The organism is Terribacillus halophilus, assembly GCF_900162685.1.
In the GTDB taxonomy this organism is placed as follows: Bacteria; Bacillota; Bacilli; order Bacillales; family Amphibacillaceae; genus Terribacillus; species Terribacillus halophilus_A.
Genome location: NZ_LT727827.1, coordinates 17659 through 42524 on the forward strand (window position 1 = coordinate 17659; position 24866 = coordinate 42524).

31 protein-coding genes and 1 tRNA gene are annotated in these 24866 nt (G+C 41.9%); 17 read left to right on the forward strand and 15 right to left on the reverse strand.

Annotation, left to right across the window (positions count from 1 at the left end; translation table 11 throughout):
- Nucleotides 1–64: 64 nt before the first annotated feature.
- Together B1K52_RS00990 and B1K52_RS00995 are read left to right on the forward strand one after the other, a co-directional pair.
- The gene (locus tag B1K52_RS00990; RefSeq protein WP_077304294.1) at nucleotides 65–961 is read left to right on the forward strand and encodes a TIGR01777 family oxidoreductase; all 897 of its coding nucleotides are present in this window, start codon (nucleotides 65–67) and stop codon (nucleotides 959–961) included.
- A gap of 316 nt (nucleotides 962–1277) precedes the next feature.
- Nucleotides 1278–2423, forward strand: a complete 1146-nt coding sequence (locus B1K52_RS00995) for an AI-2E family transporter (RefSeq protein ID WP_077304297.1) — start codon at nucleotides 1278–1280, stop codon at nucleotides 2421–2423.
- 41 nt (nucleotides 2424–2464) lie between these two features.
- Here the strand turns inward: B1K52_RS00995 and B1K52_RS01000 are convergent, their stop codons facing one another.
- On the reverse strand, nucleotides 2465–3604 hold the full coding sequence (locus B1K52_RS01000; protein ID WP_077305822.1) for an alcohol dehydrogenase catalytic domain-containing protein: 1140 nt from the start codon (nucleotides 3602–3604) through the stop codon (nucleotides 2465–2467).
- 413 nt (nucleotides 3605–4017) lie between these two features.
- Here B1K52_RS01000 and B1K52_RS17795 point away from each other — a divergent pair, with 413 nt between their 5' ends.
- The 4 genes from B1K52_RS17795 to B1K52_RS01015 all read left to right on the forward strand — a co-directional run bounded on the left by B1K52_RS17795 (nucleotide 4018) and on the right by B1K52_RS01015 (nucleotide 7932).
- Nucleotides 4018–4191: a hypothetical protein gene (locus B1K52_RS17795; RefSeq protein ID WP_179106418.1), complete on the forward strand. Its 174-nt coding sequence runs from the start codon at nucleotides 4018–4020 to the stop codon at nucleotides 4189–4191.
- A 69-nt stretch (nucleotides 4192–4260) separates the two neighbouring features.
- Nucleotides 4261–4683, forward strand: coding sequence for a YkvA family protein (locus B1K52_RS01005; protein ID WP_179106419.1), 423 nt, complete (start codon nucleotides 4261–4263; stop codon nucleotides 4681–4683).
- A 202-nt stretch (nucleotides 4684–4885) separates the two neighbouring features.
- Nucleotides 4886–6817 (forward strand): lipoteichoic acid synthase, encoded by a 1932-nt coding sequence (locus tag B1K52_RS01010; RefSeq protein WP_077304302.1) that lies wholly within the window; start codon nucleotides 4886–4888, stop codon nucleotides 6815–6817.
- A gap of 257 nt (nucleotides 6818–7074) precedes the next feature.
- Nucleotides 7075–7932, forward strand: coding sequence for an AEC family transporter (locus tag B1K52_RS01015; RefSeq protein ID WP_077304305.1), 858 nt, complete (start codon nucleotides 7075–7077; stop codon nucleotides 7930–7932).
- Between the two features lie 41 nt (nucleotides 7933–7973).
- Here the strand turns inward: B1K52_RS01015 and B1K52_RS17800 are convergent, their stop codons facing one another.
- The 4 genes from B1K52_RS17800 to B1K52_RS01030 all read right to left on the reverse strand — a co-directional run bounded on the left by B1K52_RS17800 (nucleotide 7974) and on the right by B1K52_RS01030 (nucleotide 11291).
- Nucleotides 7974–8123, reverse strand: coding sequence for a hypothetical protein (locus tag B1K52_RS17800; RefSeq protein ID WP_179106420.1), 150 nt, complete (start codon nucleotides 8121–8123; stop codon nucleotides 7974–7976).
- Nucleotides 8124–8168: 45 nt separating this feature from the next.
- Nucleotides 8169–9926, reverse strand: a complete 1758-nt coding sequence (locus B1K52_RS01020) for an ABC transporter ATP-binding protein (RefSeq protein ID WP_077304308.1) — start codon at nucleotides 9924–9926, stop codon at nucleotides 8169–8171.
- Between the two features lie 131 nt (nucleotides 9927–10057).
- Entirely contained in the window at nucleotides 10058–10360 is a 303-nt protein-coding gene (locus B1K52_RS01025) for a hypothetical protein (protein ID WP_077304311.1), read from the reverse strand.
- 43 nt (nucleotides 10361–10403) lie between these two features.
- A complete protein-coding gene (locus B1K52_RS01030) occupies nucleotides 10404–11291 on the reverse strand; it encodes an exonuclease domain-containing protein (RefSeq protein ID WP_077304315.1) in 888 nt (295 codons plus the stop codon).
- Between the two features lie 141 nt (nucleotides 11292–11432).
- On the opposite strand from B1K52_RS01030, the gene B1K52_RS01035 reads away from it, so the two are divergent.
- Nucleotides 11433–11505 (forward strand) — tRNA-Ala (locus B1K52_RS01035).
- A gap of 86 nt (nucleotides 11506–11591) precedes the next feature.
- On the opposite strand, the gene B1K52_RS01040 is transcribed toward B1K52_RS01035, so the two are convergent.
- The 6 genes from B1K52_RS01040 to B1K52_RS01065 all read right to left on the reverse strand — a co-directional run bounded on the left by B1K52_RS01040 (nucleotide 11592) and on the right by B1K52_RS01065 (nucleotide 15598).
- The gene (locus B1K52_RS01040) at nucleotides 11592–11771 is read right to left on the reverse strand and encodes a hypothetical protein (protein WP_077304317.1); all 180 of its coding nucleotides are present in this window, start codon (nucleotides 11769–11771) and stop codon (nucleotides 11592–11594) included.
- Nucleotides 11772–11819: 48 nt separating this feature from the next.
- Nucleotides 11820–12431 (reverse strand): nicotinate (nicotinamide) nucleotide adenylyltransferase, encoded by a 612-nt coding sequence (gene nadD / locus B1K52_RS01045; RefSeq protein WP_077304320.1) that lies wholly within the window; start codon nucleotides 12429–12431, stop codon nucleotides 11820–11822.
- 1 nt (nucleotide 12432) lies between these two features.
- Nucleotides 12433–13893, reverse strand: a complete 1461-nt coding sequence (locus B1K52_RS01050; RefSeq protein WP_077304323.1) for a nicotinate phosphoribosyltransferase — start codon at nucleotides 13891–13893, stop codon at nucleotides 12433–12435.
- On the reverse strand, nucleotides 13890–14453 hold the full coding sequence (locus tag B1K52_RS01055; RefSeq protein ID WP_077304326.1) for a cysteine hydrolase family protein: 564 nt from the start codon (nucleotides 14451–14453) through the stop codon (nucleotides 13890–13892). The genes B1K52_RS01050 and B1K52_RS01055 overlap by 4 nt, the downstream gene beginning before the upstream one ends.
- A gap of 18 nt (nucleotides 14454–14471) precedes the next feature.
- Nucleotides 14472–15248 carry an NUDIX hydrolase gene (locus B1K52_RS01060; protein ID WP_077304329.1) on the reverse strand — a complete coding sequence of 259 codons (777 nt, stop codon included), beginning with the start codon at nucleotides 15246–15248 and terminating at the stop codon, nucleotides 14472–14474.
- Between the two features lie 113 nt (nucleotides 15249–15361).
- Nucleotides 15362–15598, reverse strand: coding sequence for a hypothetical protein (locus B1K52_RS01065; protein ID WP_077304331.1), 237 nt, complete (start codon nucleotides 15596–15598; stop codon nucleotides 15362–15364).
- Nucleotides 15599–15683: 85 nt separating this feature from the next.
- On the opposite strand from B1K52_RS01065, the gene B1K52_RS01070 reads away from it, so the two are divergent.
- Nucleotides 15684–15944: a hypothetical protein gene (locus tag B1K52_RS01070; RefSeq protein ID WP_077304334.1), complete on the forward strand. Its 261-nt coding sequence runs from the start codon at nucleotides 15684–15686 to the stop codon at nucleotides 15942–15944.
- Here B1K52_RS01070 and B1K52_RS01075 read toward each other — a convergent pair.
- From B1K52_RS01075 to B1K52_RS01085, 3 genes are all read right to left on the reverse strand, one after another.
- On the reverse strand, nucleotides 15937–16521 hold the full coding sequence (locus B1K52_RS01075) for an NAD(P)H-dependent oxidoreductase (protein ID WP_077304337.1): 585 nt from the start codon (nucleotides 16519–16521) through the stop codon (nucleotides 15937–15939). The genes B1K52_RS01070 and B1K52_RS01075 overlap by 8 nt on opposite strands.
- A 100-nt stretch (nucleotides 16522–16621) precedes the next feature.
- A complete protein-coding gene (locus tag B1K52_RS01080; protein ID WP_083731682.1) occupies nucleotides 16622–16852 on the reverse strand; it encodes a DUF4190 domain-containing protein in 231 nt (76 codons plus the stop codon).
- A gap of 173 nt (nucleotides 16853–17025) precedes the next feature.
- Nucleotides 17026–18471, reverse strand: a complete 1446-nt coding sequence (locus tag B1K52_RS01085) for an alanine/glycine:cation symporter family protein (protein ID WP_373022081.1) — start codon at nucleotides 18469–18471, stop codon at nucleotides 17026–17028.
- A 135-nt stretch (nucleotides 18472–18606) separates the two neighbouring features.
- Between B1K52_RS01085 and B1K52_RS01090 the strand changes: the two genes are divergently transcribed.
- From B1K52_RS01090 to B1K52_RS01100, 3 genes are all read left to right on the forward strand, one after another.
- On the forward strand, nucleotides 18607–18786 hold the full coding sequence (locus B1K52_RS01090; protein ID WP_077304343.1) for a hypothetical protein: 180 nt from the start codon (nucleotides 18607–18609) through the stop codon (nucleotides 18784–18786).
- Nucleotides 18786–19034, forward strand: coding sequence for a GNAT family N-acetyltransferase (locus B1K52_RS01095; protein ID WP_077304345.1), 249 nt, complete (start codon nucleotides 18786–18788; stop codon nucleotides 19032–19034). Before B1K52_RS01090 ends, B1K52_RS01095 begins: the two co-directional genes overlap by 1 nt.
- A gap of 229 nt (nucleotides 19035–19263) precedes the next feature.
- Nucleotides 19264–19572: a DUF3243 domain-containing protein gene (locus B1K52_RS01100; RefSeq protein ID WP_077304348.1), complete on the forward strand. Its 309-nt coding sequence runs from the start codon at nucleotides 19264–19266 to the stop codon at nucleotides 19570–19572.
- A 35-nt stretch (nucleotides 19573–19607) separates the two neighbouring features.
- Here the strand turns inward: B1K52_RS01100 and B1K52_RS01105 are convergent, their stop codons facing one another.
- Nucleotides 19608–20510, reverse strand: coding sequence for a ComEC/Rec2 family competence protein (locus B1K52_RS01105; protein WP_077304351.1), 903 nt, complete (start codon nucleotides 20508–20510; stop codon nucleotides 19608–19610).
- Nucleotides 20511–20636: 126 nt separating this feature from the next.
- Here B1K52_RS01105 and B1K52_RS01110 point away from each other — a divergent pair, with 126 nt between their 5' ends.
- The 6 genes from B1K52_RS01110 (at nucleotide 20637) to B1K52_RS01135 (ending at nucleotide 24847) form a co-directional block, all read left to right on the forward strand.
- Complete coding sequence (locus B1K52_RS01110; protein WP_077304354.1) at nucleotides 20637–21218, forward strand: GNAT family N-acetyltransferase; 582 nt, start codon at nucleotides 20637–20639, stop codon at nucleotides 21216–21218.
- 90 nt (nucleotides 21219–21308) lie between these two features.
- Entirely contained in the window at nucleotides 21309–22154 is an 846-nt protein-coding gene (locus tag B1K52_RS01115) for a glycosyltransferase family 8 protein (protein ID WP_077304357.1), read from the forward strand.
- A gap of 116 nt (nucleotides 22155–22270) precedes the next feature.
- Nucleotides 22271–22786 carry a signal peptidase I gene (gene lepB / locus B1K52_RS01120; RefSeq protein ID WP_256855808.1) on the forward strand — a complete coding sequence of 172 codons (516 nt, stop codon included), beginning with the start codon at nucleotides 22271–22273 and terminating at the stop codon, nucleotides 22784–22786.
- Between the two features lie 146 nt (nucleotides 22787–22932).
- Complete coding sequence (locus tag B1K52_RS01125) at nucleotides 22933–23289, forward strand: GntR family transcriptional regulator (RefSeq protein ID WP_077304363.1); 357 nt, start codon at nucleotides 22933–22935, stop codon at nucleotides 23287–23289.
- On the forward strand, nucleotides 23286–24146 hold the full coding sequence (locus B1K52_RS01130; protein WP_077304366.1) for an ABC transporter ATP-binding protein: 861 nt from the start codon (nucleotides 23286–23288) through the stop codon (nucleotides 24144–24146). The genes B1K52_RS01125 and B1K52_RS01130 overlap by 4 nt, the downstream gene beginning before the upstream one ends.
- Nucleotides 24143–24847: a hypothetical protein gene (locus B1K52_RS01135; protein ID WP_077304369.1), complete on the forward strand. Its 705-nt coding sequence runs from the start codon at nucleotides 24143–24145 to the stop codon at nucleotides 24845–24847. The genes B1K52_RS01130 and B1K52_RS01135 overlap by 4 nt, the downstream gene beginning before the upstream one ends.
- Nucleotides 24848–24866 lie beyond the last annotated feature (19 nt).

Sequence of the window (24866 nt, forward strand, 5' to 3'; positions counted from 1 at the left end):
GTCTATTCTACCATGAAATAACGTCATGCAAAATTGTAAGCTTATGCGATAAGGAGGATTTAAAATGAACATTGTAATTAGCGGCGGCACTGGATTCGTAGGCAAACAACTATCCGAGACTTTAATTGAACAAGGACATCATGTATACATCCTGACAAGATCGCCAGAAGAAAAGCTTGATACAAAACAAGTTACCTACATCGGCTGGCTGAAAAAAGGTTTTGACCCTCTCGCCCAGCTGCCGGAAATCGACGCAGTAGTTAATTTAGCGGGAACAAGTTTGTTCGGAAAATGGACAAAAGAAAAAAAAGAAAGCATTCGCAGCAGTCGCCTGGAAGCAACAGAAACCCTTGTTGATATGATTGGGAAAATGCCGAAAAAACCAAAAGTCTTGGTCAGCGGTTCTGCTGTCGGATTTTATGGTACAAGTGAACAGGATTCTTACACCGAGGAAACGAATAAACGTGGAGAGGACTTTTTAGCAGACGTAACGTACGAGTGGGAACAAGCAGCTCTGCAAGCAAAATCTCTCGGTGTTCGGACTGTTCTGGCACGCTTTGGCATCGTTCTGGGTGATAAGGGAGCACTTCCGCTAATGCAGCTGCCTTTCCGTTATTTCGCAGGCGGTAAAATTGGCAGCGGCGATCAGTGGCTGTCTTGGATTCATGTGCAGGATGCTGCAGGTATGATTGCTTATGCCATTGAACAAGAATCAATCAAAGGAGCTCTAAACGTGACTGCTCCGCATCCGCGCCGGAATAAAGATTTCAGCAAAGCACTTGCAAATACACTGCACCGACCTTATTGGACGACTGCTCCTGCGCCAATTATCCAAAAAGCATTAGGGGAAATGAGCACATTAATCCTTGAAGGTCAATGCGTCTACCCGAAAAAAGCCATGCAAAGCGGATATACTTTCCATTATCCTAATTTATCTGAAGCATTAGAACATGCATTGTAAAACTGTATCGTGTTTAGAAATACAATAAATACAATTCCTTAGGAGCAGACTTGTGCACAAACATCCCTTTTCATCCTGTGGATAATGTGCATAAGTCTTCTTTTCACTTTCACAGCAACATCATGGATGTGGATAATCTTGTTTATAACATTTTCCATTCTATCTATTATTATTTTTATATGACGGACCCGTTTGCTCTAGTAGCTAAATTCATCTCGAACGATTACAATAAATATACGATTATTTGCCATAATTTTAGGCTATAATGGTAGAAAACTAGAATTATGGAAAGCGGGCCACAAGGGAGAGGATTGCCATGTCAGATTTTCAAAGAACCAAGCAAGGGAAATTTCGCAAATTTTTCTTGAATAATAAATTTGTTATTGCAATGCTAGTTCTGTTTATCGTCGGCTTAAATATATTGGTCTATTCGCATGTATCCTTTATATTTACACCGATTGTTGTCATTGTAAAAACAGTAATACTGCCTATCATACTTACCGGAATTGTCTATTACCTAACAGTTCCTATCGTCAACTATTTAGAAAAGAAACGTGTAAAACGCGTTTACTCAATTATCGCCCTCTATCTTGTGATCATTGGACTGCTTACGATTCTGATCGTTTCCGTTATTCCAGTGTTGAAAGAGCAAACATTAAGTTTAATTAACAATAGTACAGAGTATTTTGATCAAGGTGTTGACATGGTTCAATCGATAACCGGCAGCAACATCGTTAATCAATTACAAAAATCTGGAAATTTTGATTTAAACCAAGTTTTGAATGAGCTGCAGACACGCGGAACAAGCTTATTGAATAATCTCTTTGCCAATTTGACGAGCTTCGTCGGTGCTGTAACAGAAGTAGTTATTGCAATTGTGACAGTGCCTTTCATCCTCTTCTATTTATTAAAGGATGGTAAGAAATTGCCGGCATTTATTCTGAAACTGCTTCCTGTTCGCTTTCGCAGTCAAACCTTCGAAGTAATGTCTGAGATGAACCATCAGATCAGTTCTTACATACGTGGTCAGATTATTGTCAGCTTCGTCATCGGTATTCTTTTATATATCGGCTATCTAATCATTGGTCTTGAATACGCGCCTGTTCTTGCAGTTGTCGCGGCGTTTACTAGTGTCGTGCCGTACCTCGGCCCAGCTATCGCCATCACACCTGCTATTATCATTGCCATCGTCACGTCGCCGTTTATGCTGCTAAAGCTTGTTATCGTCTGGACGATTGTACAGTTGGTAGAAGGGAAGCTGATTACACCGCAGATTATGGGACGCAACATTCGCGTGCATCCGATTACTATCATCTTTGTTATCTTGACAGCCGGAAACCTATTTGGTGTCGTCGGCGTTATTCTCGCTGTACCTGGATATGCAATTTTGAAGGTAATTGTTACGCATACATTTCATTGGTTTAAGAAAAGATCTCATCTGTATGAAGAAAAAACGAAATAAAAGAAAAAAGGAGCTGCTTTTGCTTTTGCAGCTCCTTTTTCTTATGGCTTTAATAATACTTTTATATTATTATCTGCTTTTTCATCGAAAATCTTATAAGCTTCTTTTGCTTCGCTAATTTTCATCGTGTGGGTAATAATATCAGTCGGATCAAAGACATCTTCTTCTATCATTTGGTACAATTTAGGCATCAAGTGAATGACTGGTGCTTGTCCCATGGTCAGTGTCACATTTCGAGAAAAGAAATCGCCAATCGGAAAACCATTCGCTTCTGTTCCATATACACCCGTGAGCTGCACCGTACCAAATTTGCGCACCGCTTCACTTGCCGTAATAATTGGCTGGATTGTCCCAAACTGGTTTTCATGATCAGAACCGAGTTGCACACCTTCTGGTACGGTTCCATCCATCCCAACACAATCGATTACTACATCTGCTCCTCCATTTGTTTCACTATGAAGCAAAGAGCCGATTTCTGCATTATCAGCAAAATTGTAAGTTTCCACGTTATTCATTTTCTTAGCATGATCCAGACGATGCGCTACGTTATCGACAGCTATTACGCGTGCAGCACCTTTCAGCCAGGCGAATTTCTGCGCCATTTGGCCGATAGGTCCCGCTCCGAGAATAATAACTGTATCCCCTTTTTTAAGACCGCTGTTTTCTACACTCCAGTAAGCTGTTGGGATAACATCAGATAAAAACACAACGCTTTCATCTTTTAGCTCACTCGATTCTGGTACTTTAAAAGATGTGAAATCGGCATAAGGAACACGCAAATACTCTGCTTGTCCACCCGGGTAATCGCCAAACTGATCAGCAAAACCGAAAAGAGCACCAGCATCGGTATGCGGGTTGGAATTCGAATTATCACATTGGCTCTCCATTTGGTGGTTACAATAGTAACATTCTCCGCAGCCTATATTGAATGGAATGACAACTCGATCACCTTTTTGCAAGTTTTTCACTTCAGAGCCTACTTCTTCTACGATTCCCATAGGCTCATGCCCAATAATATAATCCTTTTCCGGTTTAATACCACCATGATACAAATGAAGATCCGATCCACAAATACCCGTTGCTGTAATTTTCACAATCATATCGGTTGATTTCTGTATAGAAGGTGCTTCTACTGACTTGACTTCGATATTTTCCTTGCCTTGAAATGTGACAGCTTGCATCATGAATGTCTATCTCCTTTATTCAAGTAGTTGCTCAACTATACCTGTTACCCGATGTCTCTAAACCTTGTAAAACTTTTTTAAAAAAAGTTGAAACCTTTTCCTAAAGACGTACGTCTATATAATTGAGAACGAAAAATATGTATTTCTAACAACATTACCTTCCACATATTTTGTCTTCTCACCACACTTATTTCTAACAACAACAGAAAAGCAGGCAGCCCCCGCTGCCTGCTTTTCCTCGTTTGTGAGTTTTGTCACTTTCTCTCTGTACACACTTTCTATATAATAGATAAGTGATTCCTTTTTTATCTTTGCATTTATATATTTTAAAGTTTAATCGAAAATACAAACACACCAATGCTTTTTTGATAGAGATTTCTTTAGTGTCTATCGATTGAGAGGAGAGCATCATGTTCAAAGTCATAGCAGTTGATTCCAATCAAGTGAAGCTCGAATTCATTAGTAAGGATGGCGAGAACTTCACCTTTGAAACATATGAGGAAGCAGAATCCTTTATGCAGAAAGTAAAAGCAAAAAATACACTTCCAGAACGATATCGCGTGCTCATCAAGAAAATTGACTAAGCCCTTTCTTGCATGATAGGAGACAATTCCATCATAATAGAAATCAGAAGAAAACAAGGAGGCAACCAAATGAAATGGAACATGACACAGCTCCTGGAGAAACGACATGCTTATACACCAAAAGCAAAAGCCTTGCTGCAGGATAAAGAAAAATCAAAAGAGCTCCTTGCGAATGTTTCAACAAAAGCAAGCGACAATAAAGGAAAGTTAGCAGAAATTTGGTCGGATTTGCAGCTTATGGTAAATATGCTTCGTGACTGGCGCAAAGGAACTTACAAAAGGCTGCCGAAAAAGTCACTGCTCATGATTGCAGCAACCTTCGTTTATTTTCTTAGTCCGATTGATTTCGTTCCGGATTTCCTACCAGGAGGATTGCTTGACGATGCGGCACTGATTGCTTTTACTTTCACACAAATTCAATCGGATGTTGCAACCTACAAAGAATGGAAAAACCAACAGTCATTTGAAACCATAACAACAGATTTTTCGTAAAAAGAGTGCATCGGGCACTCTTTTTTTAAATAGACGTTTTCAATTTACTTTCTAGTTATAACCTGTTATACTAGTAGATTAAGAGCCTAAATATATAGTTTGGTTTCTACTTGTTTTTTAGAAATATAATCTGATAGAATACTTGTCGAAGTTCAATTAAAAAGACATTTCCTGATAAGAAAACGAAGAGGTGAAAGATAATATGAAGAGGCTTTTTGCTTCAAAGAAGGGATTCTTTGCGCTGGCCGTTATTTTCTTATGGGCCAAGACGTATTTTTCCTACCAAACAGTATTTAATTTAGATATAACAAATGCTATGCAGCAATTCTTGCTCGTACTCAACCCACTTAGTGCGAGTATTGTATTTCTAGGTCTTGCTTTCTTAGCGAAAGGCCGACGGATGGGGATTTGGCTCCTAGTCATTGATTTCCTAATGAGTTTCCTGCTTTATGCCAACGTCCTATACTACCGATTCTTTAATGACTTCGTTACGCTTCCAACTTTGAAGCAGACGGACAACCTAGGTTCTGGTATGGGCGGAAGTATCTTTGGCCTGATGGAAGGCTATGATTTTGTCTACTTCCTAGACATCGTCTTGCTTATTGTGTTGTATGTTTTCACAAGAAAGAACTGGAGTACCGAGCGTCTTGCATTCCGTAAGACAGCTATGGTGGTAATCTCTGGGGTTGCTTTATTCGCAGTCAATCTTGGACTAGCAGAGGCCGATCGTCCGCAGCTGCTGCAGCGAACATTCGACCGTACGTATTTGGTGAAATACCTTGGACCGTACAACTACACAATTTATGATGCCGTGCAGAACGCAAAGACTTCTACACAGCGTGTCATGGCTAGCCCGAATGATATTAACGAAGTAAAAGAATATACGGATGCAAACTATGCTGAACCAAACCCAGAATACTTCGGGAAAGCGGAAGGCATGAACGTGATTAAAATCCATCTGGAAAGCTTCCAAAGCTTTTTGATTGATTACAAACTTCACGGTGAAGAAGTAACCCCGTTCTTGAATTCTTTGGTGCATGATAAGGAATTAACCTATTTTGATAATTTCTTCCACCAAACAGAACAAGGGAAAACTGCTGATGCAGAGCTGCTGATGGATAACTCGCTTTACGGACTGCCGCAAGGTTCTGCCTTCTCGGTAAAAGGTACAAACACTTACCAAGCAGCACCTGCTATCCTGAATCAGGAGCAAGGCTATACAAGTGCAGTATTCCACGGTGACGAGAAAACATTCTGGAACCGTGATGAAGTTTACAAACAATTTGGAGTCGATCACTTCTTTGATTCCACATATTACAACATGGAAAACTCAGTGAACTATGGATTAAAAGATAAACCTTTCTTTGAAGAATCCATGCCATTGCTTAAATCGCTTGATGAGCCGTATTATGCCCACCTCATCACGCTGACGAACCACTATCCGTTCCCGCTCGATCCGGAGGACGCAACGATTGAAAAAGCTGATACAGGTGATACAACGGTTGATAACTACTTCCAAACAGCACGTTACTTGGATGAAGCACTGGAACAGTTCTTTAAAGATTTGAAGGAATCTGGTATGTATGAGAATTCTGTTATCCTGCTTTATGGAGATCACTACGGTATCTCAACGAACCATAACAGAGCTATGGAACAAATTATGGGTAAAGAAATTACCGAATATCAAAATGCGCAAATGCAGCGTGTACCGCTTATGATCAAGGCACCAGGTCTTGAAGGCGGCGTAAATCATACGTATGCAGGGGAACTCGATGTGCTGCCAACATTAGAACATTTGCTTGGCATTGACAGTTCAAAATATATCCAGTTCGGAACAGATATATTATCTAAAGATCACGACAGTACTGTAGGTTTCCGTAACGGTAACTTTATCAACGCAGACTACACAGTGCTTGGCGATGATTACTACGACACCGAAACCGGTGAAGTGATTGAAGATGAAGCCAAGATTAAAGAGATTAAAGCTGAGAAAGACCAACTTGCGAAAGAATTAAGCCTTAACGATAAAATTCTTTATGGCGACTTGCTTCGCTTCTATGATCCAGAAGGCTGGACACCAGTTGATCCAAGCGACTACGATTACAACAATCGTTCAGAATCAGAGAAAGAATAAGAATTGCACCTGCCTTCATGGCAGGTGTTTTTTTATGACTTATTAATTTCTTTAGACAATACCTTCTAACATCGATACAATGAATAATGCTGTATATAATAGAAAACAGGGAATACATTAGCTGAAAGGAGGAACGCCTTATCGCAAGCTTTATTTATGCAATATCCATCATTCTTATTGGACTTATTATCGGCAGAGTTATACGGCTTATTGCCGAAAAATACCGGCTTCCGGAGGGCTTTTCACTCAATTATTTTATGAACGCACTTATTCGGATTGTGCTGCTTGTCCTCAATCCAATTATTTTAATCAGCGCCTTCTGGTCAGCCGATTTAACGAATTTCAGGCTGATTTATTTACCGGTATTCGGTATTGCAACAATCTTCCTTGGTGCCGGCTTCGCATTTGTATTTGCCAAGTGGAAGCGTCTGCCGAACGATCAGATTGGTTCTATGTTTGTATCCGGTGCTTTTTTGAACCTCGGAAGCTTTGGGATGCTGTTTTGTGTGCTGTTCATCGGTGAAGAAGCAGTTGCTTATGCAGCCATGTTCCGTCTTCTAGAGGAATTCACGTACTATACAATTATTTATCCAATTGCGAAGTCGTATGGCTCTAGTGAAGAAAATGCTTCAGGATCACGTTTTATACGTATTCTTAAAGATCCATTCATTATGATTACCTTCTTTTCTATCGTCATTGGAGCCATACTAAACCTGTCCCCGATTGACCGATTCGGCTGGCTAGGTGCGAGTAATTCAGCATTAGTTGCATTGGCATCAATCTTGCTTCTCGTACCAATCGGCTTTAGCATGCGCATTGTATCGGTGAAAAGATACTGGAAGCTCAGCATCTGGCTTATTCCGCTTAAATTTTTGGCTGTGCCGCTTATTATTACTGGCACTGCATATATTATCGGCCTTGGTAATCTATATGACGGAATTCTTTTACAAGTTCTGCTTATCATGTCCGCCATGCCGCCAGCAGTCGCATCCCTCGTGCCTCCGCGGCTGTACAACCTCGATATGGAGTTGGCCAACTCAAATTGGATTGTAGCGACTTCCTCGCTTATTTTTGTACTGCCAATTCTCTTTGTTATCGTTCATTGGATGGCATAGAAAAAGCAGGAGCCCTCTCTTTTGAGAGGCTCCTGCTTTCTTTAATCTTTCTTAACAGAAATATATTCGTTTTCCGCACCGCCAGATCCATTAACGTTATTTTTGAACTGGCTCAATCGGCCATTCCGCTTCTCACCATGATCCTTGTTCTCCTTGAATTGATGATCATTGTTTGCTTTTTTCTTTGGCATTATTTGAACCCCCTTTTCCGCTTAGTATGCGGAAAAGAGCTTGTATTAATCCATCTTGCCTGCTAATAATTGCTGCTGGGAGGCAAACTGACGGTACAGTTCATGACGTTCAAATAGCTCCTCATGCGTTCCAATACCAGTAATGCGTCCTTTTTCAATGAAGACAATTTGATCTGCATCCACAATCGTAGATAAACGGTGCGCTATTACAAACGTTGTCCTGTTTTGCATTAAGTTTTGCAAGGCTCGTTGTACATAGATCTCTGAGCTGCTATCCAAACTGGATGTCGCTTCATCCAGCATCAGTATTTGCGGGTCACGCAGAAGTGCCCTGGCTATTGCAATACGCTGGCGCTGTCCTCCCGAAAGTTTTACACCTCGCTCGCCAACTTTTGTTTCAAAGCCGTCTGGCAACTCCTCAACAAATTGCTTCGCGTAAGCCATTTCTGAAACACGTTCCAGTTCTTCTTGAGGTATTTCTCTTTCCAGCCCATAACAGATATTCTCTCGAATTGTACCAGATAACAGAGCCGTTTCCTGTGCTACATAACCAATTTGACGGCGCCAGTCTTGCAGCTTGAAATTGCTAATCGGCTCTGTACCCAATCGAATCACGCCGCTTGTAGGCTCATAATAGCGTTCCAACAAACCAAACAAAGTCGATTTTCCGCCCCCACTTGGCCCCGCAATAGCGGTTACTTTTCCTCCTGGCGCTGTAAAGCTAAGGTTGTGCAAAACTTGCTCTGCTTGATAGGCAAAGCTCACCTCATCAATGTGCAGATCACCGTCAACGCTCGTAATCGGGTTACCTTTCTCAGCGTCTTCTGTCTCTTCTCCCAGCACATCATAAATACGCTCCGTTGCCCCCATCGCTTTTTGCAAATGTGTGAAGAACATGGACAGCTGTGTCATTGGCATGATAATCTGGAACAAGTACAATATGAACGCGACCATATCTCCCGCTGATAAAGCGCCTGAAGCGACACGAACGCCGCCATAACCGATGATGGTCACAAGCAGCAGCATCATAATAAACAGCATAAGAGGTGACAATAGTGCCTGGATTTTTGCTTCCTTCAAACCATAGGTGAATAAAGTACGGATACCTTTATTGCCGCGTTCCTGCTCTACATGCTCTGCATTTGAAGCTTTAACAAGCTTCATTTCCGGCAGCACTTGGTTGAGCACTGCCGTGAATTTAGCTGTCTCTTCCTGCATCATCTTTGATACACGGTACATTTGGCGTCCCAGCACCATAATAATAAGGATTGCCACAGGAACAGCCAGCAGCATGACAATTGTCATTTTCCAATCCAAAATAAGCAAGATAATAATCGATCCAACAATCGAAATAATACCAGTAACGAAACTAGTAAGATGTTCGGTAATTAACTCTTTTACGATAGCTGTATCATTTGTAACACGGCTGAGCGTTTCACCTGTATCGTTATTATGATGAAAACGAACCGGCAAACGAAGCAGTTTATCCCATAATTTCTCTCGCAGTTTGGCCACTACATGATGCCCGACTTTAGCGAGCAGATAAATAGATAACCCACTTGCGAGTGCTTGCAGCACAAACGCAGCAACCAAGATAGCTATCTGACCGCCGGTAAACGACTGTCCGGAAAATCCATCAACAAGTCTTTTCGTAAACAACGGAACGGCAAACCCAACACCTGTCGTCAATAAACTCATTACAAGCGCAGTAATCATAATCCTGCGCGGCGGATTCGTCCCTTTTACTAATGCAAGAAATAAACGCCAATCAAATTTTTTATTTTCTACTCGGTTTTGTTCCATTATGTCCCCCTAAGTTCTGCTATATATATCTATCTTCTGCAAACAATATGGCGTAACCTTCATGTGCATTTGTCACGAAATACTCCTTCCCTTTCCTCAAAAAGGACAAGTCCTCCGGGAGCGCTGGCTGCTCAGTGAAAGATGCTTTCGGCTGCCCGCAGCAGCACGCTTTGGGATTCTTTACATAGATGGTATTCGTAATTCGGCACCGACACATGGGAATCGAATAGATTTGCTCTTGTACCATTTGTATGTACAATCTCTTTTAAATATGGTTCTAGGTCCGCTAATATATCACGCAGCGTTACACTCGGTTTTCCCATCATACGTTTTGGCAGCACAGCAAAGGTAAATGTATCGCAAATGTCACATAATCTGTTAAGTAAAGGCTTATACGCTTCAGCAGCTAAGTCTGTTTCCATTAATTCATACATATTATCCCCCCATTAAAATAGGAGTCCTCACACCGAGAACTCCTTATACTAAGGATAGAAATTTTTCTTCTGAAATAATGCGCAGCGGCCGCCCGCTCTCGATCATCCGCTCTGCTTGTACAAGTTTACTCGTTTTCTTGCCGCTAGCGAATTTCTCATAATCTCTCGCGCCCACGATTACATAACGCGTTGATGCGTCCATCTTATCTGTATGCACACCGCCAACGTTAACCAATCTTTGTATGGCATCTTTTCGCTTCATGCTTTTCATCGTACCCGTGAACATAACTTGCTTTCGATAAAATGGATGTGATGGGTCAAATTGATCTGTCTGTGGTTTAATATCACCATAACGCGATCTGCTGCCCGAGGAACTTGTATCATGAATACTTTTCCGCTTTACTTTTAAGGCTTGCGTCAAATCTTCAATTGTCTGGACACCGCAATCTGCCATCGCATGGAGGAAGATATTTGCTGCCACGCGAGCATCTTCCATTGCATTATGATGCTGGAACGTAATCTCCTTACTAGCAGCTAGCGTATTCAGACGATGATTCTCCATATCCGGCCATACTTTTTTCCCGATAATCCGTGTGCATAGATAGTCAAAGTCCGGCATCTCCAATCCGAAGCGCGCAACTGCTTTCCGGATGACACCCATATCAAAACTCGCATTATGTGCAATCACCACATTGCCAGCCAAATAGCCGCTCAATTTAGGCCAGATTTCTTTGAACGTTGGTGCATCCTCTACATCACGGGGTAAAATGCCGTGCACTTGGATATTCTGACTTTCAAACTCCATCAGCGGATTGATCAACGTATACCACTCATCAATGACACCCGTCTCATCCGCAACTGCCACTCCGACTGAACAAGCACTCGACCAATACCGATTCGCCGTCTCAAAATCTATACTTACAAACCGCACTAACTCGTCCTCCACATACTCTATTAGTAAGACAATTATAGCATAGCAGCCGATAGATTCTTGTGTTGAGTGCTTGAGAAAAAATATTGCCAACTGAGGTAGGAAGCGCTATAATATCTTTGTGATGAATCAATTACATACGGGGCATTAGCTCAGCTGGGAGAGCGCTTCGCTGGCAGCGAAGAGGTCAGCGGTTCGAGCCCGCTATGCTCCATCTATGAAAATCCTTTTTCCTAAAGGGTTTTTTCTTTTTACAAAAGAAAGACCTCCTTGCATTATTCAAGGGGTCTTCAACATCTACTATACAAAAGCATTCCACACAAACGGCACCATCAATACGATCATAATCGATCCGAATTTCCATCGGTAGCTCCATTCTTTATGTGTCTGTCTCTCTTTTTTATACCAATACACACACATATAGACAAACGAGATAACCATAAGCAGCACAGACCAGATTGCCACAAACAAAGTACTCATGCTTATACCTCCCTGTATTCTGCCTTTTAGGTTACCACATTGCCTCATTTATTTATAAATCCCATGCTCCTTAATATACCGATAACAACTCTCCGGCAGCAAATACCTTGGCTCTCCTTCCATCGCAAACTCATCGCGAATATAAGAAGAGCTGATTTCCATTGCCAAGCCCTTATCAATGAGATGGAAAGTGTTCCCGTCGTCATGATTGCGGAGGAGCGGGGAGTGGCTGATAACTTTCAGCATGTCGATATCGTTACGAGCCATGACGATAAAGCGATTGTCGCGGACGAGTTCTTCGCTGTTGTGCCATTTACCTGCTCCGATATCTTCCAGCAGGTCAGCTCCCATAATAAAGTAAATTTCATCGTCAGGATAAAGCGCACTAAAATGAGCTAGTGTTTTTTCGGTATATACATCCCATGCTTCCTGCTCCATTTCATAGTCGTTCGCTTCATACAAATCATTGTCCTTGATTGCCATATTGACCATGTTCCAGCGATGTTCGTCCGTCGTATGCAGCTGTTTGTCTTTTCGCTTGCTGGAGCATGGCAGGAAAATAACTTTATCCAGTTTGCAGCGATGCGCAACCGTACTGGCAGTCCATAAGTGTACGTTTGTAACTGGATCGAAGGAGGAGCCATAGATACCTATTTTCATGTTATTTCTCCTCCAGTTTCGCTTTGATTTGATCGATCAGTTCCATTTTGTTGTTCCAGCAAGCTGTACTCAAATCAACCGGATACGCTTCTGGATTATGTGTCCGTTTATATTCATCCCATAGGAAAGTTAAGCTGTGCGTGACATGTTCACGCGTTTCCTGCAGAGAAGGCAATTTGTATACCAGCTCTCCGTTTTGGAATATTGGTATCTGTAATTCTATTGTATCAAAATCGGTGACAAACTTGCTGATATAGGAATATGTTGGATGGAACATTTTGAGCCGTTCTTCTTCTTGAGGCTTTTCATCTTTCAGCGCAATATAGTCACCTTCTGACTTTTGATTCACGCGGTTAATAATTCGGTAAACGCGTTTCATCCCTGGTGTTGATACTTTCTCTGGGTTAGCACTAATTTTGATTGTATCGACCATCTCGCCATTGTCGTCCTCCACGGAAACAATCTTATACACTGCTCCTAATGCAGGTTGATCGTATGCCGTAATCAGTTTTGTTCCAATGCCCCAGTTATCAATCTTCGCCCCTTGCGCTTTTAATGCACCAATAGTTTCCTCATCCAGATCATTAGATGCGGTAATTTTCGTTTCTGTAAAGCCCGCTTCATCCAGCATTGCCCGTGCCCGTTTGGACAGATAAGCCAAGTCGCCGCTATCTAAGCGAATAGCGTTAAAGCGTATCTTGTCGCCCATTTCTTTTGCTACTTTAATGGCATTCGGAACGCCTGACTTTAATGTGTCGTACGTATCCACCAGAAAAGTGCAGTCTACATGACTTTCAGCATACTTCGTAAATGCTTCATATTCGTCACGATATGCTTGCACAAGCGAATGTGCATGCGTGCCGGCAACCGGAATGCCAAACTTCTTCCCAGCCCGAACATTAGAGGTTGCATGGAAGCCGCCGATATAAGCAGCTCTTGAACCCCAAATCGCTGCATCCATTTCCTGCGCGCGTCTAGAGCCAAATTCCATTGCTGTATCCTTTTCGTCCAGCACATGCATAATACGGGCAGCTTTCGTTGCAATCAGCGTTTGATAGTTCACAATATTGAGTAAAGCTGTTTCAATCAATTGTGCCTGAGCTAGCGGTGCTTCTACCCGAATGATTGGCTCCGTTCCAAACACGAGCTCCCCTTCCTGCATACTATATACATCGCCGGTGAAACGAAGATCGCGCAAATAAGCGATGAATTCTTTGTCGTATCCGATTTCTTGCTCTAAGTAATCTAAATCAGATGTAGAAAAACGGAATTCCTGGAGATAATTGATTACCCGCTCTAGACCGGCAAAAACAGCGTAGCCATTGCCAAAGGGCTGTTTACGGAAAAACAGCTCAAACACTGCTTTGCGATTATGCTTGCCGTCTTTCCAATACGTCTGTGCCATGTTGATCTGGTAAAGGTCCGTATGCAATGCAGTACTGTCATCTTGAAAGTTCGTCATTTGCTTACTCCTCCTTCTACAATTTCTGCTCCTAATACGTTCTTGAAATGATGCAGTGCATACGCATGCCCTTCTTGGTGAAAACTTGCCACAGCGTCGACATGTACAACCATTCGGAAGCCATAATTATAGGCATCGACTAATGTGTGCAAAACACAAATATCTGTTGCAACACCGACCACATGTATTTCTCTTATTCCCCGTTCATTCAGACGCTGCAGTAGGTCGGTACCTGCAAACGCGCTGTATCTTGTTTTATCCATATAATACACGTTTGCTTTCTGTTTTGCTGCTTCATACACAGCTGCCAGCTTTCCATACAATGCACGTCCTTCTGTTCCTGCAATATTATGCGGTGGATATAACTTTGTTTCTGGGTGGTATGCATCCGCTTCTTCGTGTTTATCGATTGCAAACACAACATAATCGCCTGCTTCTATGAATGAAGATGTAATCGCTGTTAGGCGCTCCTCAATTTCTTGTCCGGGCTTCCCACAAGTCAGCGCTCCATTGTAAGCGACAAAGTCATTTGTATAGTCAATGTTAATCAATGCTTTCATCTTGCATCCCCCTTTAAATTAATGACGAGCTGTATAAATCGATTGCTTCACTTGGGCATCAATAAAACGATATAGCTGTGTTGGCAGCTTTGATGTTCGCTGTGTTTTCTGCCCTTTAACCGCTTCAATAAAAGGAAGGCTCTTAATTTTACGAGCAAATGCTTGATCATTTTGTATCGCTTTATCGTCTGTAACCGTGAGCAGGACAGCTTGCAGCTCAGAGTAAGTAAACGTCTCCGGCAGAAATTGCTTTGCTACTGTAGTTTGCAGTAAATCCCGCGTTATATGAGTAATAGCGTCTTGAATGATGTTTTTATGATCGAAAGCCAATGCCTGCTCGTTTAACTCCGCTACAGGGAACAGTTCCACATCAGCAGCATCGTCACTCGCTTTTCTTTCAGATAATCGATATTCCGGAACAATTGCATAATGGGCATTGGAGATAATCCAGCCACGTGGATCACGTCCTGGCTGATCATATACGCCGAATTGCTTCAAGTGAATGCCAGTTATCCCGGCTTCCTCCTCCAATTCTCTGCTGGCTGCGGTACAGGCCGTTTCCTCTGGTGTTACAAACCCTCCCGGCAGCGCCCACTTGCCAGCTTCAATATTTGGATTTCCTTCTGTGTCTTGCTCGGCTCGCTGGATTAGCATCAGCTTTAGCACCATTTTGGGCGGCGCGTATGCTTTAATTTGTTCTGAGGTAATGGTGAACACAGCAATATCTGATGTGTACCCATCAGGTGTGCGATAACAACTGATATCATACTGCGCTTCTTTATTATTCGACTTCAAACCGTCAATCTCCTTTTAATTAACAATATGTTAAATGTTAATTGTATTGTATGCAAGAAGATCCCCTATTGTCAAGGATAAACAAAAAAGCCTCCTCCTATAAGGAGAAGACTTTATGCTTGAGTCAAAATTAAATAGGTCGCACTAACTGCAATGACGAAGACAACTAGATACAGCCCAGCTATCAGCTTTTTCTTATTCATAATCGCCTCAATTGAAAATAGTAAAAACATAATAGATAAAAGCGGCAGAATGAACTGCGGATTTACTTCATAGTCTTTATCAATTAATCGATAAACGCCGATTCCGATAATAATAAGCGCGAGCAGTCCATTTATTTTACGTAACATTTGCATTCTCCCTTTCCAGGACGCATGATATCATAGACAGTATAACAGGACAGTGCTCCTTAATGAATAGAAAGGGGTATGAAACATGCCGACTCATGACGAATGGCAAGTAACGTACAAAGAAACTGCAATTCGGGAAATCCAAAAATACTTTCGTCTCTACGAAATCGGAAGTATTTCAGAAGCTGTACTCGAAACAGGTTCTGCGCGTGTAGCACAGCAAGCTGACAGAATTGATGATACTACTTTTGCATCCCTGCTGGAGCAAATCAGCCGCAGCATCGCTGTTAATCAGATTCAAGATGTTCGAAATAAATACTACGAACTGGAACAGCTGCCTATTTAGCAAGCTTGCGAAAATACACTTCCGTCCGATTCAGATATTTTTGCTGCTGCCCGTGCTTTTTTTCCATGCCGCCGAATTCCAATAGCTTTACTTTGCGAATGCCTACAAACCGAAACAAAGCTTTTTTCATGAGAACTTTATGCGCATTATGTAAGAAAAAGCGGCTGTAAAAACGCGGTCCTTTCATCGTCGATACACATACTGCTCGCTTCCCTGCAAGCAGTCCCTCTGGCAGTAAACTGTCATGACGATAAGCAAAGTTTGCAGCAAAAACTTGATCGATAAAGCCAAGAAGCATAGCTGGCGGTCTTCCCCAAAATATCGGATAAACGAAGACGAGCAAATCTGCTTGCTTGATTTTCTTCCTGTAAATCTCAAGTTCTGGATCTTTGTGCATATCGCGGCGACGCTTGTTTTCGTCGAAGACCAAAACAGGATTAAACTTCTCCGCGTACAGATCGAGCGTGTCTATTTCATGGATGGCAGGATTTTGCTGTAGACCCTTTTGCGCCGCCTCGAAAAAAGCGTAGTTTAACAAACGATGATTCGGATGGGCATAGATAAGCAGTGCTCTCATTTGCTTCAACTCCAGTATTTATGATACCAATGCATACGAGTTCAACTGAAAAAAGTTACAAAAAAAAGAATGCATGCGTTTGTCACGCTGCATTCTTTTCTTATGCTGTCAGAAGAATAACTACTATTCCTACAACCTGATAGCCCGCTCCGATAATACTCGTAGCTAAGCCACCGATAGCCATTCTTCTCCCTTTTTGTTCTGTATTCTTGTCGTTTCTAATTGTATATAGCGCAAGAATGAGCCCTACAATGCCAAAGAAAATGCCATACACAGAAAGAAACAGACTAATGATACCAAATACAAGTGATAGCAAGGATCTATTTTTCACGATAACATCTCCTTGATCTATTAATCTTACTTCTATTGTAGACTTTTCACCCAATTCAATCCAATTTCTTAACTAATCTAAGTGTTTTAAAAGTTAGATGAAAGTAAAAAACCGAACGCTCGCGAAGTCTAAAAGAAGACTTCCCGCTCGTTCGGTTCGTTAACTAAGATAATTTATTCAGGTGATTCATCTTTCTTCGGCCATGCGTCAATATTTTTGAGGCCTTCAATGCTATCAGCATAGAATACTGGGTCTTTCCCTGCTTTGCGCTGACGCTTATAGTCGCGTAAAGCTTTAACCGCTGTATTACTCAAGAGAGCAATAACAATTAAGTTCAAGACAGCCATCAAGCCCATGAATAGATCGGCAAGCGTCCAAACAAAGTCAAGGCTGGCAAGTGAGCCGAATGCAACCATTCCAACTACCGCTAAGCGATAAATGAACAGCCAAACTTTACTGCGTTTAATAAACTCGATATTCGATTCGCCGTAATAGTAGTTGCTGATTACGGAACTGAAAGCGAATAATAATACGATTATAGCTAAGAAGATACCGGCCCATTGCCCTACACCCGACTGAAGCGCTTCCTGTGTCAGGACGATACCGTCACTCTCAGTGGAGGTATGCATCCCTGAAAGCAAAATAATAAATGCAGTAGAGCTGCAAATCATCAGTGTATCAACGAACACACCCATCGCTTGAATTAATCCTTGTTTCGCTGGGTGAGAAACGGTTGCAGATGCAGCCGCATTTGGCGCACTACCCATACCCGCTTCGTTGGAATAAAGTCCGCGTTTAATCCCTTGCATCATAGCAGCACCTAGTGCACCAGCACCAATTTGTTTTATACCATCCCATGCATCAGAAAAAATAAGTGCAATAACATTAGGTAACTCCGTAATATTCATAATCATAATAACTAGTGCGATTAGAATATAAGCTCCAGCCATTACCGGAACAATTACTTCAGACAATCTTGCAACTAATTTAACACCGCCAAAGATAATAACAGCGGTAATGACACATAAAATAACTGTCATGATATTCTTATCTAATCCAAATGAACTTTCAAAAGCATTTGTAATCGTATTCGCCTGAACCGAGTTGAAAGCCAAGCCAAATGTGATTGTAATAAGAACAGCAAAGATAATTCCTAACCAGCGTGCACGCAAGGCTTTTTGCATATAATATGCCGGTCCGCCCCGAAAAGTGGAGCCGTCTTTTGTTTTATAAATCTGCGCAAGTGTACTTTCTACAAATGCGGAGGCAGAACCAATCAAGGCAATAAGCCACATCCAGAACACCGCTCCAGGGCCACCAGCAGTAATTGCAAGCGCAACCCCAGCCAAGTTACCTGTCCCTACTCTAGCTGCCGTACTGATACAGAAAGCCTGAAAAGAACTGACACCTGTCTTTCTGCCTTGCCCGCTCTCGCCTAAAAGACGAATCATCTCTGGAATCATGCGGAACTGCACAAACCCTAATCGAATTGTAAAATAGATTCCTAGACCAATTAATAGAATAATAAGTAAACTTGACCATAGTAGATCACTAGAAGTTGTCACGATTTTTGTAATTCCGTCACCAATCGTGTGCATCATATCATTAAAACCCTGCATATTGAACCTCCATCTTTAGCATACATATACAATCTAATGTAACATTGTCTAACATGGTGCGCAATGTTTATTACTTCCAAAAAGAAGTGCCTGTCGTGCTATACTAGGAAGTACTTAGACAAGGTGGTAGTTAAAATGAAGCGTTCAAAAGAAAAGAAACCTTTCCGTTATCCTTTGGCATTCACTGTAGGCATTATCGCAGCCATACTTTTTAGCATTGCTTTTCAAAGTCCATCCTTCGGCATATTTATGGGCTTGTTACTTGGTATTGTGTTCGGATCCATGCCAAAAGGGAGAAATAAGGAGGATTCGTAATGATCACGATCAGACCTTATGAGGCAGCCGACTTGGACATCGTTATGGCTTTGCTTCACAAGGAAGGCTGGCATACGCTCGCAGCTGATTCTAATCAGTTTAATCAGGCTATGCTTCATTCGCATCCTTCTATGGTGGCCATCCATGACGGGCGCATCTGCGGCTATATTCGATGTGTCACAGACCACGTAATCACACTGTTTGTTGCTGATTGCTTGTTGATTCAAAGCTCCGCGGACAGGGGATAGGCGGCAGGCTGCTTCAAGCTTGTCATGATCTGTATCCTTCAACAAGGATGGAGATACTTGCGACGAGTACATCAAAGTCATATTATGAACAGAAAAAATTCCGGCCATTTTACGGCTTCCGCAAAACATATATGGAATAAATAGTACAAATGACACAATTTATAATAAAATGTTTGTCTAACTGTATGCTGGGAATACATTACTAACTCAACAAGAGGAGGTAATGAAAATGGCACAAGAAGATCGCGCACAACAAACTGCGGAAAATCTATCTCAAGAAGATAAAAACGAAATTCTGAACAATTTCAAGAACTTCCAAGATTATTTAGGGAACAAAGTAAAACAAGGTGAACGTCTTGGTTTAAGTGAAGAGGCTATGACGAAAGCTGCCCAACGAGTTGCTGATTACTTGGCAGACAAAGAAGAACCTCGCAACCGCGAGGAATATCTGCTCAAACAGCTATGGCTCGTAGCAGATGAAGAGAACAAAAAGCCGCTTGCAAATACACTCGTTAAGCTTGCTGACCAAACAAATTAATTAAAAGAGCGGATCTCTCAGCAGATCCGCTCTTTTTATTTGTACTCGTATATAGGATTTGTCTTCTCGCTGCTGATTTGACAGGACAGTCCGTTCGTCTCAATGCTGATTGTTCCGCCTTTAGCTGTGCTATAAAGAATAGCACCTGCTTGCCGAAGATTTTGCACCACTTCTTTTGTCGGATGACCTAACTGATTGTCTCTTCCATAAGATACGACCGCATAATCAGGTTTTACTTTCTTCAAAAAATCCAATGTATTGCTTGTCCGAGAACCATGATGCGCCACTTTATAAACTTCCGATTCTACTTCATAAGTACGCCCTATATTCTCTTCCTGTTCGGCTTCCGCATCACTCATGAGCAGAAAATCGATTGTCCGGTAAGTGAGACGAAGTACCATCGATGCTTGATTATTCGTTGCCTCCAGATGGTTGGCATTTAGTACTTGGATAGAAAGCAGCGGGTCCAATGTCAAATAAGTTCCTTCTTCTGCAATTGTCACCGGAATGCTCTTCTCTTCTATAAGCTCTGTATAACGCTGATACGTTTTCGTTGTATACAATTTCCCGCTATCAAGCACTTTCTTCACTTCTACCTTCTCTAACACTGGCAACAATCCACCGATGTGGTCAATATCCGGATGCGTCGCAACTAAAAGATCCAGCTTTTCCACACCTCTCTTTCGAAGTTCGGAAATGACTTTCTCGCCTGCCTCCCGATCTCCCCCATCAATTAAAATCGTATAATGAGATGGGGTTTCAATCAGCATGCTGTCCCCCTGCCCGACATCGAGAAAATGTACACGCAATCTCCCGGGTTCTTCTGTCTGCGAAAAGATATAGTCCCATACGCCTGATCCACTTTCCGCTGCCACATTCACTGGGGTAATGCTGCATAGCAGCAGAACCAGACAAATTATCCGTAAGCAATACTTCATTGCGTTCCGCCCCCTTTCCCCTAGGATGCAGTCCGCTTTGCATTCATATGCATGCTGATCAATCTCCTAATTTTAACAAAACGCCGAAAATGCTATACTAAAATCAGATGAAAGGAGCGACTTATTATGTTTACACATCGTATTGATTCAGCCACTTATTTAAAGCTATTGGAAGTTCAGGACAGCGAAAAGCTATTTCAGCTGATTGACAGCTCTCGTGAGCATTTGCGCAATTGGCTCCCTTGGGTGGATAAGAACACCGCGGTTGAGGACAGCAGGCAGTTTATCCAGCATACCTTAGACCAGTTCGCTGCCGGCAATGGTTTTAACGCTGGTATTTGGTATCAAGGTGCTTTAGCCGGGGTCATCGGTTTTCATAAAATTGATTGGCAAAATAGCACAACTAGTATTGGTTACTGGCTGGGCGAAGATTATACAGGAAATGGTTTGATGCAGAAAGCCGTCAGCAAATGTCTGGACTATGCCTTTCTCGAACTGCGGCTCAACCGTGTGGAAATCCGATCCGCTATCGGGAATGTGCGCAGCCGTAGAATTCCCGAAAAACTAGGCTTTACGCTCGAAGGAACAATTCGCCAAGCAGAGAAACTCGTTTATGGCTATGTTAACCATAATGTGTACGGTATGCTGCTGGAAGAGTGGGAAGCAAAAGAAAACAGCAGTATACATGATGATGAGGCACACGAATAGAAGGTTTATTTCAGATTAATTACAAATTCTTTTCACATGTTTATTTTCTTAGAGTGCCGGTAATATACACACTAAGGAGATGAGAGAACAATGAAGAAGAAAATGCATATTGTTTCGTCAACAGATGACAACTACGCGCAGCATTTGGGTGTAACGCTAAGTTCGTTACTTGAGAACACTGCGAACCCGGAGGATTTTGTCATTTCGGTTATTGATGGTGGAATAAGTGAGCAGAAAAAACAACTATTGAAAGATACAGCAGCCGCCTACGATACACCGCTTCATTATCTAGAGGTTGATTTGAACGCATACGATGGTGCAATCGCAAGCCGCCACATTTCCAAAGCAGCTTACTATCGTATCTCTATTCCTGAAATGATGGATCATTCTATTGAACGGACGCTGTATGTTGATTGCGATATGCTGATTCTTGATGATGTGAAAAAACTGTTTGATATCGACATGGAAGGCAACATTGTTGCAGCTGTGAGTGATTATGGTGAGCATGATCGATTGCCGAAGATGGGAATTACAAGCGAAGATCGCTACTTCAACTCTGGTCTGCTTCTGATTGACATGCAGGCGTGGCGGGATCATAACATGACAGATAAAGTACTTACATTTATTGATGAAAATCCAGACAAACTTGCTTGGCATGATCAGGATGCACTCAATGCCCTTCTTTGGGACAAGTGGCTTATCCTGCACCCGAAATGGAATGCCCAAGCACATGTTACGTTAAAAGAATACAAAGCAAAATCAATGGAAGAAGAACGTACACTACGCACGGTTAGGGAGAATCCAGCTATTGTTCACTTTACCGGTGCTGATAAACCTTGGCAGAAAGGCTGCTCCCATCCATATACGGATGCTTATTATGCATACCTTGCCAAGACACCGTTCTCGCATAAATCCAGTAATTCATTAAGTGTATAAACGCAGTGTAAAACCGGAGTTAAGATAACTCCGGTTTTTTCTATATACCTCCTTCCTGTGATACACTAGTACAAAAGGAGGTGCTTTCCCTGAAAACTAGACGCAGGCTATATGCTGTGCTGCTGCCGCTTGGCATTGTAATCGCAATTTTGTTTGTTTTTCGTTCTTATTTCTATTTTCCGAGTACTGTTTATGGCGAATCAATGGCACCAACACTGGAAGATCAGAACAAGATTATTATTAGCAGAATCGGAGATATCGAACGATTTGATGAAATTGTCTTCCGCGCCCCCAACGAAGAAGCAAGTTATGTAAAGCGCGTAATTGGTATTCCGGGAGACACAATAGAGTACAGAAATGACGTACTTTATGTAAACGGCAAGAAGTATGCAGAGCCCTATTTGAATGAGATGAAAAAATCAATGCAAGGTGATACTTTATTCACGAATAATTTTAAACTTCGTGACGTCATCGGGGAAAATACAATTCCTGATGGTTACCTGTTCGTCATGGGAGACAATCGCAGAAATAGTAAAGACAGCAGGATGTTTGGCCTTATCCCACAAAGCTCCGTCATTGGGGAAGTAAAGTTTCGTTATTACCCGATTCCGCATTTCGGATTGACCAATTAAATAAGTTGAGTTGACGAACAGTGCAGGCAAATGCACTGTTTTTTTATATTCTCCAAAATTTGGTTGACTTTACAAAGCGATGGTCATATAGTTAGTTACATAAGTGATGAACCAACTAGCCAAGACCTTAGGAAAGGAGCAGGAAGATGCTCGATGACGCAAAACCAATCTTTCTCCAGATCAAAGAACAGCTGGAAGATTCCATTCTCAACGGGTCCATTGCTATCGGCGAACGAGTACCATCGACCAATGAATTCGCCCAGCACTACAAAATCAATCCAGCGACAGCAGGTAAAGGCATTAATCAGCTAGTAGAAGAAGGTATATTATTTAAGAAACGAGGCGTAGGCATGTTTGTCACAGAAACAGCACAGGAGATTCTCTTAGGAAAGCGAAAACAACAGTTCTTCGATGCTTATATTATCCCGCTGAAACAAGAAGCAACTAAACTGCATATTGCCGAGGAAGAAATCATCCGCATGCTGAAGGAGGAACAAAGATGACAATTGTAGCTGATAACCTAACGAAAGTGTATAAGACAGCGACAGCTTTAAAAGGAATTGATTTGCGAATTACTGAACCAAAGATTTATGGTCTGCTCGGGAGAAATGGCGCGGGTAAGTCTACTTTTATGCAGCTGCTGGCTGGTTTCGACAAACCCACCCAGGGTAACTTACTCGTTAATGGTATGAAGCCTTTTGATAATCAAGCTGTTACAGAGAACATCTGTTTAATCAAAGAAGCAGATAACTTTAAAAAAGATCTATCAATTGAGCAAACATTAAAGATTGCTTCTATGTTTTATGCAAATTGGGATAAACAATTAGCCGCAAATCTGCTGAAAGGATTCGACTTAGACAAAAAGCGTAGGATAAAGAATCTTTCAAAAGGAATGGAATCTGCACTCGGCATTATCGTTGGTCTGGCCAGCAATGCCTCTGTTACGATGCTGGATGAACCTTACATCGGACTAGACGCAGCATCTCGTGCTTATTTTTACGAAGTACTGCTCGAAGAATTCCAACGCAATCCTCGAATCATCATTCTTTCCACACACCTCATAGACGAAGTTAGTAACTTGTTTGAGGAAGTTATCATTTTCAATAAAGGCAGTATCTTGCTTCGAAAAAGTGCTGAAGAGCTCCGGTCTGAAAGCTATTGTATATCAGGTCCATCTGTACAGGTCAAATCCTTTGCAACAGGCAAAAACATTATTAAGGAAAAAAGCTTCGCCGGAACAACACAAGTTTATCTGCTTTCCCCTGAAAAACCAAATCTAACTGATGGTTTAACACTCTCTGGAGTGCCGCTGCAAGATATGATGGTTCATTTAACTGAAAAGAGAGGTGTCCACGTATGAGCAAACAAATTCAAGCTTTATTGTATTTCTTCACTGTTGACAGCAGACGTACCGTTACGATCTTCTGCGCTATTCTACTGTTTTGTGTTACCATCTTAACGCTCCTAGGAGCTGCAGTCGCAGACGTGATGTATATTAGTATTACAGCTCCAGCATATATTTTTATGGCAATATTCGGCTTTCGAACTATCCAAGAAAGCCTTCCATTTGCAATTAAAAGAGGCGCTACTAGAAGAAGCTATCATGCAGCTTTAGGAATTTTTATAGCGCTAATCAGCCTAGTAATGGTGGCTTTCCTTGCCGCTGTACAAGTGGTGTTAAACATTGTTCTGGTTGCTGCTGATGTGACTAAAATTAATATTCTGCGACCAATTGGTGCAAGTACAGAACTTAATAGTATCCTGTACAGTCTGCCGCTTGATTATGCTTTCTTGGTTACCTTCTTTGCGGCCGGCCTCTTACTCGGAACAATCATATATAAGTTTGGTTTTTTAGGTGGCGGCGTTATAGGCGGCGTTGTCTTAATTGGAATTACACTAATGTTAGCCAGCCGTAAATTTCTCATTAACTCTCTATCATGGTTACAAGACTTAGCTATCCTCCCAGCATTTGGATTGATAGTCGCAATTGCAATTGTCTGCTATATCATCAGCTGGTTTTTCATCCGCACCAGTACCTCTATTGGCGAGCGCGCTGCATAAAAAAGGGACTCACGCCCGG